Annotated in this window: 16 protein-coding genes and 4 pseudogenes; 13 read left to right on the forward strand and 7 right to left on the reverse strand. The window is 60.2% G+C overall.

The features are described 5' to 3' along the window. Positions 1-4 precede the first annotated feature (4 nt). Positions 5-3,403 (reverse strand): molybdopterin-dependent oxidoreductase, encoded by a 3,399-nt coding sequence (locus AWB67_RS28290; RefSeq protein WP_087659512.1) that lies wholly within the window; start codon positions 3,401-3,403, stop codon positions 5-7. 114 nt (positions 3,404-3,517) lie between these two features. Between AWB67_RS28290 and AWB67_RS28295 the strand changes: the two genes are divergently transcribed. Beyond that, positions 3,518-4,429, forward strand: a complete 912-nt coding sequence (locus AWB67_RS28295; protein WP_087659513.1) for a LysR family transcriptional regulator — start codon at positions 3,518-3,520, stop codon at positions 4,427-4,429. 271 nt (positions 4,430-4,700) lie between these two features. On the opposite strand, the pseudogene AWB67_RS28300 reads toward AWB67_RS28295, so the two are convergent. Then, positions 4,701-4,880: pseudogene (locus AWB67_RS28300) on the reverse strand (manganese catalase family protein); the annotation flags it as partial. Between the two features lie 14 nt (positions 4,881-4,894). On the opposite strand from AWB67_RS28300, the pseudogene AWB67_RS28305 reads away from it, so the two are divergent. Together AWB67_RS28305 and AWB67_RS28310 are read left to right on the forward strand one after the other, a co-directional pair. Continuing rightward, positions 4,895-5,458 (forward strand): annotated as a pseudogene (locus AWB67_RS28305) (zinc-binding dehydrogenase); the annotation flags it as partial. Between the two features lie 485 nt (positions 5,459-5,943). Beyond that, positions 5,944-6,795, forward strand: coding sequence for an alpha/beta fold hydrolase (locus AWB67_RS28310; RefSeq protein ID WP_235025363.1), 852 nt, complete (start codon positions 5,944-5,946; stop codon positions 6,793-6,795). A 768-nt stretch (positions 6,796-7,563) separates the two neighbouring features. Here AWB67_RS28310 and AWB67_RS40935 read toward each other — a convergent pair. Both AWB67_RS40935 and AWB67_RS28325 read right to left on the reverse strand, forming a co-directional pair. Beyond that, on the reverse strand, positions 7,564-7,842 hold the full coding sequence (locus AWB67_RS40935) for a hypothetical protein (RefSeq protein WP_159964960.1): 279 nt from the start codon (positions 7,840-7,842) through the stop codon (positions 7,564-7,566). Between the two features lie 906 nt (positions 7,843-8,748). Beyond that, entirely contained in the window at positions 8,749-8,970 is a 222-nt protein-coding gene (locus AWB67_RS28325) for a hypothetical protein (RefSeq protein ID WP_087659517.1), read from the reverse strand. Positions 8,971-9,458: 488 nt separating this feature from the next. Between AWB67_RS28325 and AWB67_RS28330 the strand changes: the two genes are divergently transcribed. The 3 genes from AWB67_RS28330 (at position 9,459) to AWB67_RS28340 (ending at position 12,817) form a co-directional block, all read left to right on the forward strand. Then, the gene (locus AWB67_RS28330) at positions 9,459-9,914 is read left to right on the forward strand and encodes a DUF2934 domain-containing protein (RefSeq protein WP_087659518.1); all 456 of its coding nucleotides are present in this window, start codon (positions 9,459-9,461) and stop codon (positions 9,912-9,914) included. Between the two features lie 292 nt (positions 9,915-10,206). Next, on the forward strand, positions 10,207-10,782 hold the full coding sequence (locus tag AWB67_RS28335) for a hypothetical protein (RefSeq protein WP_125477707.1): 576 nt from the start codon (positions 10,207-10,209) through the stop codon (positions 10,780-10,782). 799 nt (positions 10,783-11,581) lie between these two features. Beyond that, the gene (locus AWB67_RS28340) at positions 11,582-12,817 is read left to right on the forward strand and encodes a two-component system sensor histidine kinase NtrB (protein WP_268808111.1); all 1,236 of its coding nucleotides are present in this window, start codon (positions 11,582-11,584) and stop codon (positions 12,815-12,817) included. 56 nt (positions 12,818-12,873) lie between these two features. Here AWB67_RS28340 and AWB67_RS28345 read toward each other — a convergent pair whose 3' ends face one another. After that, positions 12,874-13,251 carry a hypothetical protein gene (locus AWB67_RS28345; protein WP_087659521.1) on the reverse strand — a complete coding sequence of 126 codons (378 nt, stop codon included), beginning with the start codon at positions 13,249-13,251 and terminating at the stop codon, positions 12,874-12,876. 247 nt (positions 13,252-13,498) lie between these two features. Here AWB67_RS28345 and AWB67_RS28350 point away from each other — a divergent pair, with 247 nt between their 5' ends. From AWB67_RS28350 to AWB67_RS42065, 5 genes and pseudogenes are all read left to right on the forward strand, one after another. Then, the gene (locus AWB67_RS28350) at positions 13,499-13,966 is read left to right on the forward strand and encodes an Hsp20/alpha crystallin family protein (protein ID WP_087659522.1); all 468 of its coding nucleotides are present in this window, start codon (positions 13,499-13,501) and stop codon (positions 13,964-13,966) included. A 24-nt stretch (positions 13,967-13,990) separates the two neighbouring features. After that, a complete protein-coding gene (locus tag AWB67_RS28355; RefSeq protein ID WP_087659523.1) occupies positions 13,991-14,398 on the forward strand; it encodes an Hsp20/alpha crystallin family protein in 408 nt (135 codons plus the stop codon). 362 nt (positions 14,399-14,760) lie between these two features. Beyond that, entirely contained in the window at positions 14,761-15,324 is a 564-nt protein-coding gene (locus AWB67_RS28360; RefSeq protein ID WP_087659524.1) for an Hsp20/alpha crystallin family protein, read from the forward strand. Positions 15,325-15,654: 330 nt separating this feature from the next. After that, positions 15,655-15,852 (forward strand): hypothetical protein, encoded by a 198-nt coding sequence (locus tag AWB67_RS28365; RefSeq protein WP_087659525.1) that lies wholly within the window; start codon positions 15,655-15,657, stop codon positions 15,850-15,852. Positions 15,853-16,248: 396 nt separating this feature from the next. Beyond that, a pseudogene (locus AWB67_RS42065) lies at positions 16,249-16,550 on the forward strand (LysR substrate-binding domain-containing protein); the annotation flags it as partial. On the opposite strand, the pseudogene AWB67_RS42070 reads toward AWB67_RS42065, so the two are convergent. Further along, positions 16,549-16,972, reverse strand: a pseudogene (locus AWB67_RS42070) (zinc-binding dehydrogenase); the annotation flags it as partial. The pseudogenes AWB67_RS42065 and AWB67_RS42070 overlap by 2 nt on opposite strands. A gap of 362 nt (positions 16,973-17,334) precedes the next feature. On the opposite strand from AWB67_RS42070, the gene AWB67_RS28380 reads away from it, so the two are divergent. Next, positions 17,335-17,610: an HU family DNA-binding protein gene (locus AWB67_RS28380; RefSeq protein WP_087659526.1), complete on the forward strand. Its 276-nt coding sequence runs from the start codon at positions 17,335-17,337 to the stop codon at positions 17,608-17,610. Positions 17,611-17,654: 44 nt separating this feature from the next. Continuing rightward, positions 17,655-17,915, forward strand: coding sequence for a hypothetical protein (locus AWB67_RS40945; RefSeq protein ID WP_159964963.1), 261 nt, complete (start codon positions 17,655-17,657; stop codon positions 17,913-17,915). Positions 17,916-17,943: 28 nt separating this feature from the next. On the opposite strand, the gene AWB67_RS28390 is transcribed toward AWB67_RS40945, so the two are convergent. Then, a complete protein-coding gene (locus AWB67_RS28390; RefSeq protein ID WP_235025365.1) occupies positions 17,944-18,411 on the reverse strand; it encodes a hypothetical protein in 468 nt (155 codons plus the stop codon). Between the last annotated feature and the right edge of the window lie 148 nt (positions 18,412-18,559).

Here is an 18,559-nt window from a genome sequence, read left to right on the forward strand (position 1 = left end):
GTCGTTATGCTTCGACGACGAGATCCGACAGCGGAATCGCCTGACACGCGAAACACATGTCGGGTTCTTCGGGTGCATTGCCCGAGAGATGATCGGTGGTGCCTTTTGCGAGGCGCACCGCGCAGCTTTCGCACTGGCCGACGCGGCAACCACTCGGCAGCGATACGCCGATGCTCTCGGCGAACGCGAGCAGGCTGCCTTGCACCGGCGTCCAGCGCGCCGTTTTTCCGGAGCGCGCGAAGGTCACCGAGAAGGCCTGTGATGCATCGGCGCGCGGCTGCGAAGGCGAGCGGAACGCTTCCTTGAAGATGTCGAACGCAGGTACGCCTCGCGCGACGAGTCCGTCGATGATCGACGTCATCATCGGTTCGGGGCCGCACAGGTAGAAGCGCGCGCGGCGCCGGATCAGATCGTCGCCGATCACGGACGCGTCGAGATAACCGGCGCGGTCGTAGTCGATGCCGAACTCATCGAGTTTCGCGCGCGGGTGCGCGTAGCAGTCAAACACCCACAATGCGGGCCATTCTTTATGCAACGCCTGGATGCGCTGCTTGTACGCATGCGCTGCGCCGTGACGGTTCGCATAGAAGAGCCACGCTTCGGGACGCTGCTGCGTCGCGGTATCGCGCGCGAGCGATTCCAGATACGAAATGAACGGCGTGATGCCGATGCCGCCCGCGATCATCACAACGGGCTGGCGTGAGCGCATCGGCAGCACGAAGGTGCCGCCCGGCGCGCGCAAGGCCACTTCGTCGCCCACCGCGAGTTCGCGATGAATATGACTCGACATGGCACCTTCCGACTGATGGCGCACGGAGATCGTGTACGTGCGGCGGCCGCGTTCCTTCGCATGGCCGACGAGTGAATACGCGCGCGTGGCGCCGCGTTCGCCGAGCGTCGCGACATGCACCGGCACATGTTGTCCTGGCAGATAGTCGGGCAGCGAGCCATTGTCTTTCGCGGCGAAGGTCACCGTGCGTACACCGTCGGCTTCGTCAACGAGATTCGTCACGACGAAATCGCGCCAGCCTTTCCACGCGCGCCGCTTGCGTTCGAACGACGGATCGGGCTGCAGATCGCAGGCGAGCGCGCGCATCGGCATGGAGCCGGAGAGCGGATCGTATTGCGTGCCCGACACCAGATTGCTGAAGTTGCTGTTGAGCTTGCCGCGCGCGTCGAAACCTTGCATGCCGAGTTCGTCGCATGCCTGCCACCAGCCGTATTCGGCGATGAGCACGTCGTCGGCGAGCGCCTCTTCTGTTCGCGCGACGAAACGCGCCGCGCCGCGCGCGGTGCGCAGGATCACCCAGTCGTCGTTCTCGATGCCTTTCTTCTCCGCGAGCGCCACACTCATTTCGACCAGCGGATACGGCGCGCGCTTGCGCAGTCGCGTGACGCCGCGATGCTGGCTGTGACAGTAATAACCGTTCTTTGTCGAAGTGAGCACGTAGGGGTAGGCCGGATCGCGCGCTTCTTGTGCGATCCCCGCAGGCGGTACAAACATCGGCACCGGCGGATAGCCATGTCGCAGAAGTTTTTCCGAATACAGCTCGACGCGCAGCGTCTCCGTGCGAAAGCCGCGCGGACCGTCGTGCACTGGTAGCGCGTATTGCTTCTCGCGTTGTTCGAGCGGGCGCGAAATGCCTTCGGGATGCGCGCGCAATGTCGCCACATCGAGGCCGAGCGGCGCGAGCATATGATTCCATCCCGCCTCGATGCTGCCGCCGAAAAACGCGTCGTGCATGCCCAGACGCGTCGCCAGCGAGAACACGATGTCATAATCGGCGCGGCTTTCGCCACGCGGGCTCACCATGCGCTGACGCAACTGCACGAGTTCCACCGCGCGCTCGTCGATCTCGAAGCCGATGCGCAGGCCCTCGCGTTCCCACGGCGTATTGATCGGCAGAAAGATGTCCGCATAGCGCGACGATGGCGTTTCGTATAAGTCGCAATGCACATGAAATTCGAGCTGGCTCAGCGCGGCGTGCGCGGTTTCGGCATCGGGCTGGGAGACCAGCGGATTGGTGCCAAACGCGAATAACGCACGCACCTTGTACGGTTCGCCTTCGAGCATCGCGCGATACATATCGCGCGCGGTGATCCAGCCTTGCGCGGGCGGCCCGAGCGGACGTTCGCCGAGGCCGAGCGCCTTGGCACGTTGCTGCGGCGCACAGAGTGCGTACGTGCTCACGGCATTGGCCGGCTGCTTGACGTATTCGCGATTCGAGCCGCGCGTGTCGAAGGCGCCCGTGAGCGCGTAGAGCGTGGCGATGGCGCGCTCGGTCTGCGTCGCATTGGTATGCTGGCCGACGCCCGACCACGCGTGATACGCGATGCGCGCACCCGGCGCAAGCAGGGCGGCCGCGCGTTCGAGCGCATCGGGCTCGACGCCGGTAATGGCTTCGACACGCTCGGGTGTGAAGTCATCGAGCGCGCGCCGATAGCACGCGAACGCCGGTTCGCATTCCACTGCAACGACGGTGTACAGGCCTTCGAGCGCCAGGTCGTCGGGCGTCGTGTGCGCCTCCCCGCCGAGCGCTTCCGCACGGCCGCGCGTCGCGTTCCATACGACGTAGCGATTCGCCGGAGCCTGCGGATCAATATCGCGCTCGCGGAGAAAGCGGCCGTTGTTGCGCCGCACCAGCAGAGGCGCATTGGTCCAGGTGCGCACGAACGCATCGTCATGGCTGCGCATTTCGATGATGCGTCGCGCGATGCCCATCGCGAGCGCTGCATCGGTGCCGGGACGCACGCGCAGCCAGACGTCGGCTTCGCGCGCGAGGGCCGTTGGACGTGGATCGGCGACGATCAGTTTTGCGCCGTTGCGGCGGCCGGCTGCAATAGCATCGGCCTGCGCGAGCCACGTGTTGGCGGGGTTCGTGCCCCAAAGGAGAATTACTTCGGCGTGGCGGTAGTCGGCAACCGGAATGCCGCAGCCGAATGTGAACGCATGGGCCACGTCCTTGTGCCAGTTGCAGATTTCCGTCGCGTAGCAGATGTTGGGGCTGCCGTAGGACCAGATGAAGCGTTCGACCCAGTCGATGCTGTCGCTCATCGGCGTGCCGCTCGGCGTCGTCACGCCAAATGCGACCGATTCGGCGCCGTGCTCGCGACGCAGGGTATCGAGCTTCGCGGCGATTTCGTCGAGCGCCTCGTCCCAGCCGATGCGCACCCAGCCCGGATCGTCGGCGCCCTTCGGCGCGGTGCGGCGCATGGGATGAAGCACGCGGTGCGGGCTGTGCACGAGTTCCGGCGCGGACTTGCCTTTCAGGCACATTGCGTGGCCCGTGGGGTGTTCGCGGTCGGGGCGCACTTCCGTCAACTGGTCGCCGCGCACGATGTTGACCGTGCCGCAACGCGAACGGCAAAGTGTGCAGTAGCCCCTTTTTTCCTGTACTTCCATCTCCGTCTCCGGGTTTCATAGGGCTATGCTACGAAACCAGAAACGATGCCAAATTCATATTTTTGATCTGGCAATATAGTATTTTTCAATACCTCACATTTCGGGCGTTTGCGTATGCCGCGCCAGATCACCCTGCGTCAGATCGAGTACTTTTTATCCGTCGCCGATACCGGGCAGATTTCGCATTCGTCGAATCTGTGCAACGTTTCGCAGTCGTCGATGACCATCGCGCTGCAAAACCTCGAGGACGCGGTGGGCTTGCCGCTTCTGTCTCGGCATGCCAAAGGCGTGCGGCTCACCGATGCGGGCGTGCGCTTCATGCGGCACGTGCAGCAGGCGCGACAGTCGGTGCAAGAGGCGGTGCTCGCGGCGCAGGAAGTGCCGGAGCAGATCTCGGGGCGAGTGTGTATCGGCATGACGGAAACGATATCCGCCTATCTATTGCCGTCGTTGATGTCGACCGTCACGCGCCGCTTCCGCAATCTGCAGGTGGCGGTCATCGAGCGTGAGCGCGAAACCATCGAACGCCAGTTGCTCGACGGCGAACTGGACATGGCGCTGCTGCTCGTCTCCAACACCGCGCTGCACGACGACCTGAAGTGCGAAACCATGATCCGCTCCCCGCGCCGGTTGTGGACGCCGCCCGATCATCCGCTACTCGAAACGCAGCGCGTGACGCTCGAGGACGTTGCGCAGGAAAACTATCTTCTGCTCGACATGGACGAGCACGTGCAGACGGTCGCACGTTACTGGGGGAAGTACGGCGTCACGCCGCGCGTGCGCATGCAGAGTACGTCGATCGAGGCGGTGCGCAGTCTCGTCGCGTTGGGCGAGGGCGTGACCATACTTTCTGATCTCGTCTATCGGCCGTGGTCGCTGGAAGGCAATCGCATCAGCCGCAGGGACCTGAGCGTGGCGGTGCCGACAATGGACGTGGGCGCGGTGTGGCGCCGGAAGGTGACCTTGGGCCGCCAGGTGAGGACGCTACTGGATCTGTTCAGGTCGTGGAAGCACAGCACATTGTAATCGGCCGCTCCATCCGGAAACCGGACGTTTATATCGGGCGTTGCTGAGTGTCGGTTGAGGGGTCGCAAAGCGACATCCGCGCGGATTCTTGTCAGGCGATGCCCTGCGTACGTATCATCATCAGTTTAGTTCGCAAGTCTGATAGGTTTTATCATCGGGATGCGGATTGCGGGGATTATTTCGTTCAGACTGGAAACAATATCGTCAATTCAACCGGGTAACCGGTTGTGCGGCGACCAATCTGGATTGACAGAATTAATGCGCTCTACGCGACCGTCGCAAGGCCGTCGCCACCATCGACTGCCGGCTGCGGATCCTCGACGAACACCCAGTCGGAGCCTTCGTTCCACGGCCCGCGTGCGTCGTTGCCCGACGACATGTTGTAGTACACGTTCGTGAACTCGGGCACGCCCGGCAGCTTGCCTTGCGGGAAGTTCGGCTGGATCGAATGCGATCGATCGGCGGCGGCACGTTTGGCTGCTCGGCGCCAAGCAGGTGGTCGTAATCGAACGCGTTCCCGAACGGCTTGCGATGGCGCGCGCGGCCGGCGCAATCACGATTAACTTCGACGAAGAGAGCGTGCTCGACCGCCTGAAGGACCTGACCGACGGCAAGGGCCCGGAAAAATGTATCGATGCGGTCGGCATGGAATCCCACGCGACCCGGTCCGTCGACGCGATGTTCGACCGCGTGAAGCAGGCTGTGATGCTCGAAACCGACCGTCCGCATGTGCTACGCGAGATGATCTACGTCTGCCGGCCGGCGGGGACACTGTCCGTCCCGGGTGTCTACGGCGGCCTGATCGACAAGATTCCGTTCGGTGCGTCGATGAACAAGGGTCTCACGTGGAAGATGGGCCAGACGCACGTCAGCCGGTGGACCGACGATTTGCTCAACCGCATCCAGGAAGGCCAGATCGATCCGTCGTTCGTGATTACGCATACCGTCCCGCTCGAAGAGGGCCCCGCGATGTACAAGACATTCCGCGATAAGGAAGACGGTTGCATAAAAGTCGTGCTGAAACTGTGATGGTTCGAAGCTCGAGAATTGAAGGCCGTCTTGGAACGTTAACCGGATTCTGCGCTTTGAGGTGGGCAAAATTGCTGCCGCCTCTTACCCCCAAGCCTTACTTCATTTTTTGCCTACGAGCACGCTCGTACATAGCGCGTCCTTGGCGGGCGGCATGAACGTTGCGCCTCAACAGATTCTCATCGCGAGGCCCAGAGGTTCTCGATACCGTCGTAGGAAGTCAATGCTCGCGTTGTACACCCGGCGACCCGTAATTTAATTTTTGAATTCCATGAGAAACTATGACCCGCTCTTTTAAGAAACCTGGTGCTTTCCCAGGCACCGTTGGTGCGCTTGCCGCAGTTGCGACCGCCGCTGTCGCAACCGCACTTTGGGTCCGACATCGGAAAACAAGAGCCGAACGCGATCACCCGCCTATCGGGTGCTTTACGGACGTCGATGGTGTGCGCCTGCATTACGTCGATCAGGGGAAAGGACCTCCTGTCGTGCTTCTGCACGGCAACACGGTACTGCTTCAGGACTTTATCTGCAGTGGCCTGATTGATCGGTTGTCGGAGCGTCACCGGGTGATTGCGTTTGATCGCCCTGGGTTTGGATACAGCGAACGGCCGAGGGATCGCCTTTGGACGGCACAAGCTCAGGCGGCGCTGATCCAACAAGCGCTCGCGCAGATTGGCGTTGAGCAACCTGTCGTGCTCGGACACTCCTGGGGCACCTTGGTCGCAATGGGCATGGCGGTGGACTTTCCCACCGACGTGCGAGGCCTGGTGCTTATTTCGGGTTACTACTATCCGACAGCACGTTTGGACGTTGCCTTGACAGCTCCCGCTGCGCTGCCCTTGCTGGGCGATGCGATGCGGTACACCGTGTCGCCTTTGACCGGCCGTGTGTTGCTGAAACGAACCGTCGAAGCGATGTTCGCCCCGCGACCCATGCCTGCGGACTTCTTCGACGTCATGCCTAGGGAAATGATCCTGCGGCCTCTACAGATTCGGGCGGAGGCTGAGGACGCGGCGTTTATGATCCCAGCCGCCGCACGTTTCCGTACTGAGTATGCAAAGTTTGACATGCCGGTGGCTATCTTTGCTGGCGCCGGTGACAAAATCGTTGACCCCAAGTCGCATTCCACTCGCCTGCATCAGGAGCTGCCAAGCAGTACTCTGGTCGTCGCCCCCGATTCCGGCCATATGGTGCATTACGCACTGGCAAAAGAGGTCGTCGATGCAGTTAATCAGATGAGCGCCGAGGAGGACGCGCGAGGAGCTGAACTCCAGATCGCAAATGATGACGCCCACCCGGATGCCGTCCGACTCAACGTTGTAGCGGCAGCGCTGTAGGGCGAAACCGCCAGAGCGTATGCTTGCGTCGCCGCCGAAGAATAGTGCGTTTCGCTCGTTGACGCCGCCGCGGACGTGATCGGTTAGGGCACGCGGTCGACCTTCAGCCCCGGTATTGAAACGGAGCTGAGTTTATCGTCACGTTGCCCAATTCAGTTACGCCGGGCGGCCTCCGCGTGTGCCAAGCGCTTGCTCTTCCACACCCTGGATCGACCCGGGAAATACGGTCATAGTGGCGCAGGTGCGCGCCACGCCGCCAGCCTGAACTTTGACACGACCGTCCGGTTAGGCGGTCATTCAAAGCAAGGCCGCACACAGAGTGCATAGCCAGCTTCAAAGCTGGCAACATGGGCAGGGTGGAAGCGGAAAGCTTCGTGCGGGCGATGATCAACGAAGTAGGCTGACCCGGGCGGGTAAAGCTTTTGACGTGGGCGAAGTCCACGATCTCAATGCCCTTGATTTCGCGCGATTAGTCAGTCCAGATGATCAGCAAAGGCGTCAATCGCGTTTCCCCGCCTTCTTTACGCGCTGCGCGCCGAGGAGCGCTCCGCCCTCTTTCATGTCAGATCGTGAGGGACGCGCGGCTTCGTGCTGTTGCGCGCCCGCTCGACAGGCTCGCGCAACGCATGGTCCAAGGCTTGAGCTTCTTCCGCGGTGTCATGCTCATGGATATAAGGATCGAGGCGGGTGCCCAGAGCGCTAACTCGGTTTGATTGATTCCCTGATGGTAGCCCATCCCGCTTGGCGTTCGCGTCGTCGCTGTGCGCCTCATACGCGTGCTTCAAGTGCGGCAGCGATTTGGGACGCAACGTCTTTTGCGTCCGAACACTCTCCGATGGAATTGTAATTCACTACCACCCCGCCACGGTCTCCCGGAAAACCGAGCAGATCAACAGAAAGAGCCATTGCAATTCCTCCATTTTTACATACTGGGCTGTCACCCGGAAATACGGCTCCCATGCGATGCCGATAATAATGGAAGGCGCCGCGCGCGGGAACTCGGATTGCTCGCTTCAAAGCTCCAATAATGGAGGCTTTGATGATCATATGCTACGGCGAACCAGATGCAATTCTCCTAAATCTTGTTCAGACGGGGAAAGTCCCTTCCAACGAGCGCGGGCACACGGCGCTCGACGACTTCAACCACTTTTGCGCCTACTCAGGTTGCAACCCCGCCCAGCTAAGCACCGAAGCCTATGCCTGGGCGAGGCTCGCCTTTGTCAGCGCTCGCGTCGGGAAAATCTGAAGGGCGCGTTTTTCTGAGCGATAACATCTTAGCCAGAAAGCCAACGAATGCAATGATTGGAACTGCCATGCACTATGTTGTCTAAGAAATCAGCGCATCGCGTCGACAAACTCAATATTAGGAAGTTGGTACTTTCTATCGGGGTCTGAAAGGGCTTCGAGCCGCTCGTTATCGCCGTCGGCCTGCCGGGTCGCTCGTCAACTCGTTCCAGCCGACAAACGTGCCGTTGGCCCAACTAGGAAACTTCTATGCGGTTCTCGGCGCCCCAAGCGCAACGCACGCGATTATTCGGAAGATCTATTTTTCGGCCGAGGCGGTGATCTCGGCATAGGTCAATTTTTCGTCTTCGGAACCACGTAGATCCGTTTCCCTCTCATCGGTCACGATCAGACTCTTTTGCGAAGTCGACCGGCACCGCCGCGACTGCGAGTAAGCAATGCCATCCACAAATTCAATCTCGTCAGACGGAGCCAAGCGGCCCCCATTCATGACAAGGCTGCGTCATGGAGGGGCGGGAGTGGCTGCGGATCGCCGACGTCTGAGGTCTGGAAGCCGGCAATATTGGTTGCGATTGAGCGCCGTAGATTTCTCCTCGCCGATCACCATGTCACCACGCACACCCGGCACACCCGGCACACGCCAGACGTCACCATGTCGAGCGCTTTGCCTCGTTGCCGCATCGGTCCGCTTGGATCAGCACGGCTCATTCAACTCACTGTAGTGAGCATGGCGCTGAGGCGTTCCGCATCAACGAGATCATAGTCGAGGCCGGCGATCGCGCGCCATCCCAAGTAGACGCCGGTCGCATAGTGTTGCTTGCGGAACTTCTCGTCCAGTGTCGCTTCGCTGCGGGCCTCCGCCATTAAACTGCGTATTTCCTTCTGGGCCGTTTCGGTGACCTGTGCGTAGGTATAAAGGTGTTTCGTCATTTGCGTCTCAAAAGTTCGATTTCAGCCTGACGTGCGCCCATGCGTCCGGCGCTCGCTGGCCGCAGCTTCGGTGTCGAAGTAGCCTGTATCCGTGAAGTGGAAAATCTGCCTTGCATCATAAAAGAAGTAGCGAACGACTTGCTGGAATCGACGCGAATCGACACTCATTCGGAACTATCGCCGTCTTGGCATAAACACCAGCCTTGATCGTCAAATCTTACTTCGTCAAGGTGGTCTCACCGCGTGGGCAGACGGCAGCAAATCTTCCTTTTACTGTAGGGCAGAAAAGCGCCGGAAGTGATCTTTCAGGCGGCGCACCCGCTAAAGCGTGGGCTCTAGATCCATCCTATTTCGCCAAAACCTTCTGGACTAAGCATGAAAATTGCTCGGTTAGTGACAACTGGCACGAGAAACTGAATCGTAATCGCCGCTTATTCGCCTACGGGTAGTTACGACCCCTGGACCCACGACAAACATGGAAGATAGTCATGACGGAACGATTGGTTGACGTATTAGATAGTCGCGGTTCGGTACTGCACACCTACCCGATTACGCTGGGCGAGCTGGGCAATGCAGCCGAGGACTCCGACTACCAAGCCAAAGCGCTCGAAGCGGCAGCGCAAGGTCGGCTTGTGCCTGACGCTGAACTCGGCACGCTGACGGCCAGGATGCATACGAGTCGGGGCGGGCAGATGGCTCCCTATGGCGATGAACTTGAAAAGACTTCGGAAACAAAACTTGGTTTAGAGCAGGCTGTTCGGGACCGCGCTTACCTGCTCTGGGAGAAAGATGGACGTCCTGAGGGACGCGCGGAAGAGTACTGGCATCGCGCGCTTGATGAACACCTTCGCGAGCGGGCTTATGTTCTGTGGCAGCAAGAAGGAAGTCCCGAAGGGCGAGAAGATGAATATTGGCGTCAGCTAGTCGATTTCCAGGCTCAGTAAATCTTGCCGTTCCAGGCCTGCTCAGGGCGTACGGAGCAGACACCGGAGAACGGATCCGGAGGTGCCCTTGTGGCGCCGGTGTGCACTCTGAGAACTTATGCCTGGCCGGCATGCCACCACCTGAACGCGCGACTGGGTAGATAGCCGTGGCTGATAGTCACCCGTTTCGGGCGACGTTGTGATATTGATGCAGGCTGACCTTGCTTCGTTCGCTTGATTTGGTTTATCCAGAAAAAGTAGGAATGCGGTTTTCATTTCTCGCTTCGGTCATTCGGGGCACTTAGGTGGCGCAATGCCGTTACTAGTAATGCAGGTCGCTGTAAACGGCGAGTTGGTGGAAGTCTTTGAAATGTCGGTCGATGGCGTTGAGGGACATCGGTTGCTTGCCCAAGCTAACGAGGATGAGCGGTCGATCAATCGGCACGGTCAAGATCTCGAGGATGGCGAGCTATGGGTCGACTTGATTGACGCCGCAGGCGAGACATTGCTTGAACAGGTTGCGTGTTTCCACAAGGCAGACGCTCCCGATGCGCTTCGGCTTCATTTCGGCATGGCGCCGGATGTTGTGAGGGACTGTCTTTCAAAGTCGAACATCAGCGCGCTGTACGCGAGGCATCGGGCGGCGGCAGAAGCCCACTTCAGAAAGCTGGATCGGCTAGTGGACTGCTCACCCTTGAGCTCCCGGCAGAGCAACCGGCGGCGCCTGGGCGAAGCGAGCGTGATGGATCTGGTCACGGAATTGCGCAGGCGCCTTGGGGCACAAGACACGCAGCTGGCATTGAACGAACTGCCAGCGCCAGTGCGTTCAGCGGCAATGCAACTGACCGAGGCGACACGAGCGTACCTTATGGCCGTCCAGCGACTGTGACGCATGCTGCGGGGGCTATGAGAACGATCGCTGGTTATCGGTTCTACGTATGTCGGACGAACGAAGCCGGCCGCTCCGGACAGTAACCGGCGACTCGGCGACGTGACCGACATTTCGAGGCGCGACGGAGCGGACCTGAAGGCAGGATCGCGTTACGTATCACCTACCACCGGCTATGCTCGCCGGCTTTGGCTAGAGGTAGAGAGAGCATTCCGCGCCGGTTGAACACCGCACGATCGAGGACGTCTTACTACAATTAAATGGCGGGTTGTCACACGACTGGATCGCCACGGCAAGGCAGCGGCCCATCGCACAAGGCTCAAAGGATTGCTTAGACAGTACGTATCCGAGTAAGGGAATCTCATTACGCGTGTCACGCTCGCGTTATTTTCGTTCAAATGCTGCGCTGGCCGACCGACAATGGCGGGAGGCGGTTCGTAGTGAGGCACGCTCGACGGCGCAGAGCGTTACTATCTGGATTTGCTAAGAAACTAAGGCCTTTAGTCGGTAGGAGTTACCGCAAGGATACTTGAACCGCATCGCCTCATGGGGCCAGCCCGTAGCGATAGCGATAGAGTTCCGATGTGCGGACATCGACCAGGAGTGACACCATGACCATGGTTCATGCTGGAGTCGTCTTTTCTCGCTTGTCAGGCCCGCAAAACAAAGCGTCGGCATTGCGTACGCAGGTCTCGACCTTGGCACTCGACCAGGCACGACATCTCTCTGCACGACTCCGTGAAAAGCAGAAGGGCGGAGATAAGAAGTGTATTTGAGCCTATCGGATGCTGTCTGCCGCGTGGCTCTTGCAATACACGGGGCGGTTTGGGGCGCGCCTCGACGGCGACGAACCCAGGCCCGCGCCGCTGACTGCGGCGGCAGCGCGGAGCAACTACCGCGCGACGACGATGCGTTTCGCCATACGCTCGAGCCGTTGCCGTTCGCAATCCTCGTCACGAACAAGGATGGCGAAATCGTGCTGGCCAATGCTGCATCGGAAAAGCTCTTCGGCTACAGCCGCGACGACCTGACCGGCGCATCCGCCGACATGCTCGTGCCGGGTTTGCGCAACGGTGCCCAAGCAGCGTTGCAGATCGATACGGCTTCCGGTCACGCACTCCATGCCGTGGGCGGTTCGCGCGATGTATTCGCACGACGCAAGGGAGGCTCCGAATTCCCCGCCGAGATCACGATTAATCCTTTGACGTCGCATAGTGAAGCGCTGATGCTCACGGTCGTCATCGACCGGACCGAGCGACACGAACTGCAGCGCAACCGGCAGGAGCTCGCGCATCTCACGCGCGTCTCGACGCTCGGCGAACTTGCGGGTTCCCTTGCGCACGAGCTGAACCAGCCGCTCACGGCGATCCTCAGCAACGCGCAGGCCGCGCAGCGCTTCATGGCGATGGATCCGATCGATCTCGACGAAGTGCGCGAGATTTTCCACGATCTCGTCGCGGACAATCGACGCGCAAGCGAGGTCATCCGAAGGATTCGCGCGCTCTTGAAGAAGGGCGAACTGGAAGCCGCGCCGCTGAGCCTCGCGGATGTGATCGGCGACGTCGTGCTGCTGCTGCATAGCGATGCAGTCGTGCGCGGTGTGCGCGTCTTTCTGAACCTCGATCCCGCGTTGCCGCCGGTTCATGGCGACTGCGTGCAGTTGCAGCAGGTCGTGCTGAATCTGCTGCTCAATGCGTTCGACGCGATGGAGTCGCACAGCGTGCCCGATCGGGAAGTCGTGATCGAGGCGTCGGTGGATGACGATGGCTCGGTGCGCGTCGCGGTGCGCGATCGCGGGCCCGGTCTCGCGGACGATATCGTCGAGAAGCTTTTTACTCCGTTCTTTACGTCGAAGCGCGACGGGCTCGGGCTTGGTCTGTCGATCAGCCGCTCGATCGTCAATATGCACGGCGGGCGCATCTGGGCCGAGAACAATGTACACGCCGGCGCCGCCTTCTACTTCACGCTTCCTACCAGACCTGCATCAAGCGACCGGGCGGAGCATTTGGATACCGCGTCAGAATTCCGAAGCTAGCGTAAAGAAAGATTGAACGATCGCGCTATTAAAGGGGCTTGGTGCGACAACGACGATCACTGGATCGGTGGTACAACGCCCAGTTTCTCGGCGAGCATGCGCTCGTAGACGCCGACGTGCAGGTCAACTTCGTTTTGATCGACCGCCGTCACGATGATGTTCACCTGCTCCGGCAGGAGCACCACCGCGATTTCCGCTTCTAGTTGCGGCGCACAAACGCTGTCTTCCACCAAGGTCGTGCCGACAGCGATCTCGTCGGTCCGTTCCTGTTCGAAGAGGATCTCGACCAGCCGCGCGCGTGCACTCATGTTGTTGTCGATCGCGAGCCTCACGACCTCCGCCACGCTACGCATCATTTCTGTCGGAAAGCCCCTGCTGGAGCGCAGCCGGACGCGATGTTTGCCCAAAGTGAGCCAGTCCGAATCGAATTCCATAGTTTCCTCCATTTGCCCGTGTCCTCATTGCGACAATAGGGGCCAGCAGACGGTTTTCAAGACCGAAAATTTCACCACTTTCCCTTGAAACTTGCACCGTAGTTCCTATCTTAAATTTCGCTCAGGCAGCCGCGCTGGTGTTATCAGGCGCGCTGCGTGTTTCGATTTGTTTGCCAGCGGCCTGGCAGGCGGACTGGAGCGCGTAGGCCCGTTCGCCTCCATGCTGCATTCAAGGAGGTTTACGACCATGAGTGAACTCTATTCCGGAACCGACCTGTTTAGCGAGGTTGACCGTCTACAGCGCGAGATGGCGAGCCTGTTCCGCGGGTTTCCGTCCAGCATCCGATCCGGCCGCTCCGGCGCCTTCCCGCAAGTCAATATCGGTGCGACCGACGACTCGATCGAGATAGTCGCGTTCGCGCCGGGCGTTAGCGCCGCTGAACTAGACGTGTCGATCGACAAGGGGTTGCTGACGATCGCCGGCGAACGCAAGTCAGCCCGGCCGGAGGCCAGTGGTGCCACTCCCAATAACCCGACCCGCGACGACATCCGCACCTATGCGCAGGAGCGCTTCACCGGTGCGTTCCGCCGCGTGATCGAACTGCCGCAGAACGCCGATCCCGACAAGGTGCAGGCGCGCTACGCCAATGGCTGCCTGTCGATTACCGTCGGCAAGCGCGAAGCGTCGAAGCCGCAGGCCATCACCGTCCAGTAATGCCACTTATTCGAGGAGCAAGCCATGAGCGACAGGACACAGGTTGCTGAACGCGACCAGGAAGCGGTAGCACGACGCGACGGCGATCGGCCTGCAAGACGGATGACGCTTACACCGGCCGTCGACGTATTCGAGGATAGTCAGGGCATCACGTTGTGGGCGGACCTGCCGGGCGTCACAAAGGACCAACTCGATGTCAAGGTACACGACGGCAATCTCTACATCGAGGCCAAAGCGGTCGTGCCGACACCCGCCGGTCTGCGGCTGCAGCACGCCGAGATCCGTGAACCGCATTTTGCGCGGGCATTCTCCCTCAGTCCAGACTTTGACACGTCAAAGATCGATGCAAACCTGCAGGAGGGTGTGCTGAAGCTGACGATTCCGCGTCGTGACGAAGCACGGCCGCGACGGATCGAGGTCCAGACGAACTGAGCCCGGAAGACCAGCAGCCGCGTGCGCAATGGCGGCGCCGACACATGATCAGCAGTTCGAGGCGTGTCGGTGCCGCGGTTGGCAAGCGGACCGGCCCCTACTCATTGGATACATCGCGCTGGTCATGATCGAGCGTGATGCGCACCTGCGGGCCGGCTGGCAACGGCGTTCGCAACGTTTAGGGGTGACGCGGCTAAGGCGCAGCGAGACGCCCCACTGCAAGGCCGTCAGGCTACCGGCAAATGGTGAATTCGCGCGCTGACACCAGGCGCCGGCGGCCGCTTGGGGCGTGCGTCCAGGGACGTCAGTAGAAACGTTGCAGTGAGAGCCCGGTCTCCTGCTACATCTTCGAGGAGCATAAGATGAACCCTGACCTGAAAAAGTGGAACCCTTTTAAATTTCTCCGCGGTTCAGGACGCAAGCCAGACGCGGACAGTCCGCAAGGTTCGCCGGCCAGCGAACAGTGGCGTGGTGCGTGGCCTGACATTCAGCGATTCTTCTCACGCGATCCGTTGCGTGCAATGGAAGAATTTTTTCATGATCCATTGGCAGCCCGCGGGGCGCTCGACCGATGGTTTGGCGACTTCAGCTCATCGCGTTTCCAACCGCGCATCGACGTGGTCGACGAGGGGAAGATACTGCGGGTGAGCGTCGAGCTGCCAGGCATGGAGCGGGACGATCTGACGGTCAGCGTTGAGGATGGGGCGCTGGTGTTGCGTGGCGAGAAAAAGCAGGATGTGCACAGCGAGGAGGACGGCTGCTATCGGCTTGAGCGCGCATATGGGGCCTTCACGCGCACCATCCCAATGCCGGATGACGCCGATCCCGACCATGCTCTCGCGAAGTTTGACAAGGGCGTGCTTACATTGACCGTGCCAAAACAGGAGCCGCCGCGGTCCGCGAGCCGCACGATCGATATTGGCTAGCGTTGCCAGTAGTGTTGGCTGGCACTGTGAATTTTATTGTAGTGCGGTAGACCCGGTCGTTAGCTCAGTAGGTAAAGAAGCGGACTTTTGATCCGTTGGCCCGGTCCGATTCGAGGGATCCCCACGAGCGTGGATTACCGACTCAGCACTGTCGCCGACGTCACCGGTTCGGGCCGGCGCCGCAGCGGTCGGCACTGTCGCCGGTGCTGCCGATTGAGCGGGCCTTCTTTTTGCCGTTAAGACGTAGCGTCCCGCAAGAGGGGGCGGGCGTTTGATAGAGAGTGTTTGAGCCCGCTTCGGCGGGCTTTCTTTGTGCCGCCGCGGAGGTCTATGAAAACCCCTGATCAGATCAAAGCGTACGCCCGGTATCGGATGATTTCGGCGATTGAGCGCTTCATCACCGCCGAGACCTCAGAAAAGATGGCGCGCTCCAGACAATGGGCTAATGCGTGGATGTGGGCCGCGCGGCTGATAGCGCCGCCCGCCGGTAGATCCAACGAAGCAGACCGTTTTCAGGGACACGAGTGATGGAAGAAGACCTCAGCACACTGCGCATCACCCGTTCGCCTGAAAGGCAATGGTATCGGGCGGCTTCTTATGGGTTTCGAAGAAATCGTTCTTGGCGCCTATAAGTCGCCGCAAGAAGTTGAGCAGATTGCCAACGAGATCGGTCTCCATTCCGACCGAGTCGAAGTCGAGCGTTAGCGCGACGCGGCGACGAATCCATGCGCTATGGAAAATCTGGTAATGCTGGTCGACGATTCCAAGCGCGTCCCCTTATGCCAGACGAACAAGGCCACACGTTGCGCGACGGCTTGGAGCATTTTTACCTATTCCGGCTGTCCGTCCTACGCCTCGGCGAAGCTTAGTAAGTGAGCGTGGGGCTTGGCAAACATCCGCATATTCCGGCGCGCTTGCTTGAACGGCCTAAGGTGGGTTGCGCCATTGCTCCCCGCATTTTTTCGAGCATATCCCGAGATATCGTTGACCTGCATCTCTCCGATGCGACGATTGACATCGTCGCATAAGGATTCGACGCGGCTTTGAAAATCGCTGCACTGCCGGATTCCTCACTGGTTGCAAAACGCCTGTGCCCCGTCTCACAGGTTGTTGTCGCTTCACCGGCCTATCTCAAGCGCTGCGGCCTGCCGACGCATCCTCGCGAGTTCAACAGCCGGCCATGTCTCTCATTTGCCTATCGCGCGCGCAAAGAAGTCTGGCGCTACGGTCGGTTTCGAGCATCACCGCTTGTTTTGCGCGGTCGTACATCGCATCGAAACAGCGGGTCGCGTGCGACTCCATGCCGACCGCTTCGATATATTTTCCAGCCCCTTGCCACCGGTTAGTTCTTTTAGCCGGTCGAGCACGCTCTGATCGTCGAAGTTGATTGTGATCGCCTCGGCTGCGCTCGCCATCGCAAGCCGCTCGGGACACTCGGTCGATCAAAACTACTTGCTTTCGCCGAGCAGGATCGCGCTGCGGATCGCCATCTACCCGACCGGGCCTGCGCCCCAGATGGCCACCGTATCAGTCGGCTCGATGTCGAAGTTGACCGCGGCCTGCCATCCGGTCGGAAAGATGTCGCCGAGGAAGAGCACCTGCTCGCGGTTAGACCGTCGGGGATCTTGATGTGCGTCGTATCCGCGAAGGTGTCACCAACCCTCGACCTAGCTTGTCGTCGATTCGGTGATAATTTCGGTCGGCGCGCTGGTGGACGCTTGTTTTGATGCGCTTCATGCTCTGTCATCGATTGATGATCGAAGAGCCTACATCTGCTCGCGAAACCGGGGGCGTTTCTCGAGGTTTGCCATCGACAACGCATGCTCGATGCCGCGGCGCAATACTATTCGGAAAACGGCGGCTAGTAGCTGTCAGTCAACTCCAACGGAGGAGCAGGGCGCTGCCGCCGTGATACAGACAATGCACGCCCCAACGGCGCATGTCCGGTGCGGTATCCTCCGGGCTGGCACGCATACAGGCTGTCAGTTCGCTTAAATGGAGAGCACAAACATGAACAAGCAGGAACTCATCGATGCAGTGGCAAGCGAAGTAGGCATCGCGAAATCCGCCGCAGCTGAAACGATCGACGCATTTCTCGGCACCGTGACGAACGCGGTGGTCAAGGGCGACCCGGTTCAACTGACCGGGTTCGGGTCTTTCAGCACGGGCGCACGTGCCGCACGAACGGGTCGCAACCCGAAGACCGGCGAGGCACTTCAGATCGCCGCGTCGAAGACCGTCAAGTTCGCCGCGGGGAAAGCGTTCAAGGACGCAGTGAACCAGTAGGGCGTTCAACCGATCTCCGCCTGCGCGAGTCGCAGGCGGTAGCGATGAATTCGGCTGATACCCGCCGGCTCACGCTAGAACAATTGATCGTCGAGCAATCTCAGATTTCTCCACTTCACCGCGCTGCGCCGCTCGACACCATCTGCGTGCAGCGAGCGGATCATGACGCGCTCGCCCCGTGCCTCACCCAGCACCTCCGCAATTCGGTCGCCGTAGCGCACCAGCGCGCCGCGCTTGGGACGCGTCTTCAGCACAAGGCTGGCGCGGCGCTCACACGTTTGGCGCGCGGCATGGCTGAAAAGTGAATGCGTTCATTGAAAGGGCGACCGACCGTTAATCCGATTTCGGGCGAACTAACGGCGACGCACCGGTGCCGGCCAGGAATTGGCGTAGTTGTTTTTCGGCTTCCACGACTCGGTGCATCGGCGCCTCGCTCAATTGCTGGTCATGTAGCGCAAGCAAGCGTTCGATCACGGGCGCGTCTTGCTCGCTGATCACCCACTTGGCACATTTCGCTGCGACGGCGAGGGCGTTTTCGAACGCCGCTTCAGCGTGTTCGTAATACTCAAACGGCACATCACCAAACCCCATGCGCTGAAGATAGTGGGCCATGTACACCGAACGGACCAACTCGTTGATCTGATGCCGGTTGCCGCTGTCGCCTCGACAAGCAGCCAGCGCAAGATGATGGGCGAGTGACATGTCGCGCGCCGATTGCGCCGCCATCGGCAGCAGCAATGACTTGCTCAGCTGTTTTCTGTTGGCCCCCGGGCGGCTGGTTTTTCGCTTGGTTCTCGCCATGCGCGTATCGAAGCAAAGTTCAGAAAAATCTGGTCAGATCTGCTGTCGACGCCCGAATTAGCCGCTGCTCGTCGCGGGTGCCGAGGCCGGAGTCGAACCGGCACGCGTATTGAGTGTCCACTGCTCCAACCAGCCGTGAGCTAGAAGC

It is taken from the genome of Caballeronia terrestris, assembly GCF_001544515.1.
Taxonomy (GTDB): Bacteria; Pseudomonadota; Gammaproteobacteria; order Burkholderiales; family Burkholderiaceae; genus Caballeronia; species Caballeronia terrestris.

What these genes read in the sequence shown, in the direction of transcription:
- AWB67_RS28290 (WP_087659512.1), bottom strand. Translation starts at nt 3,403, where the DNA reads ATGGAAGTACAGGAAAAAAGGGGCTACTGCACACTTTGCCGTTCGCGT.
- AWB67_RS28295 (WP_087659513.1), top strand. Translation starts at nt 3,518, where the DNA reads ATGCCGCGCCAGATCACCCTGCGTCAGATCGAGTACTTTTTATCCGTC.
- AWB67_RS40935 (WP_159964960.1), bottom strand. Translation starts at nt 7,842, where the DNA reads ATGATCATCAAAGCCTCCATTATTGGAGCTTTGAAGCGAGCAATCCGA.
- AWB67_RS28325 (WP_087659517.1), bottom strand. Translation starts at nt 8,970, where the DNA reads ATGACGAAACACCTTTATACCTACGCACAGGTCACCGAAACGGCCCAG.
- AWB67_RS28330 (WP_087659518.1), top strand. Translation starts at nt 9,459, where the DNA reads ATGACGGAACGATTGGTTGACGTATTAGATAGTCGCGGTTCGGTACTG.
- AWB67_RS28335 (WP_125477707.1), top strand. Translation starts at nt 10,207, where the DNA reads ATGCCGTTACTAGTAATGCAGGTCGCTGTAAACGGCGAGTTGGTGGAA.
- AWB67_RS28345 (WP_087659521.1), bottom strand. Translation starts at nt 13,251, where the DNA reads ATGGAATTCGATTCGGACTGGCTCACTTTGGGCAAACATCGCGTCCGG.
- AWB67_RS28350 (WP_087659522.1), top strand. Translation starts at nt 13,499, where the DNA reads ATGAGTGAACTCTATTCCGGAACCGACCTGTTTAGCGAGGTTGACCGT.
- AWB67_RS28355 (WP_087659523.1), top strand. Translation starts at nt 13,991, where the DNA reads ATGAGCGACAGGACACAGGTTGCTGAACGCGACCAGGAAGCGGTAGCA.
- AWB67_RS28360 (WP_087659524.1), top strand. Translation starts at nt 14,761, where the DNA reads ATGAACCCTGACCTGAAAAAGTGGAACCCTTTTAAATTTCTCCGCGGT.
- AWB67_RS28365 (WP_087659525.1), top strand. Translation starts at nt 15,655, where the DNA reads ATGAAAACCCCTGATCAGATCAAAGCGTACGCCCGGTATCGGATGATT.
- AWB67_RS28380 (WP_087659526.1), top strand. Translation starts at nt 17,335, where the DNA reads ATGAACAAGCAGGAACTCATCGATGCAGTGGCAAGCGAAGTAGGCATC.
- AWB67_RS40945 (WP_159964963.1), top strand. Translation starts at nt 17,655, where the DNA reads ATGAATTCGGCTGATACCCGCCGGCTCACGCTAGAACAATTGATCGTC.
- AWB67_RS28390 (WP_235025365.1), bottom strand. Translation starts at nt 18,411, where the DNA reads ATGGCGAGAACCAAGCGAAAAACCAGCCGCCCGGGGGCCAACAGAAAA.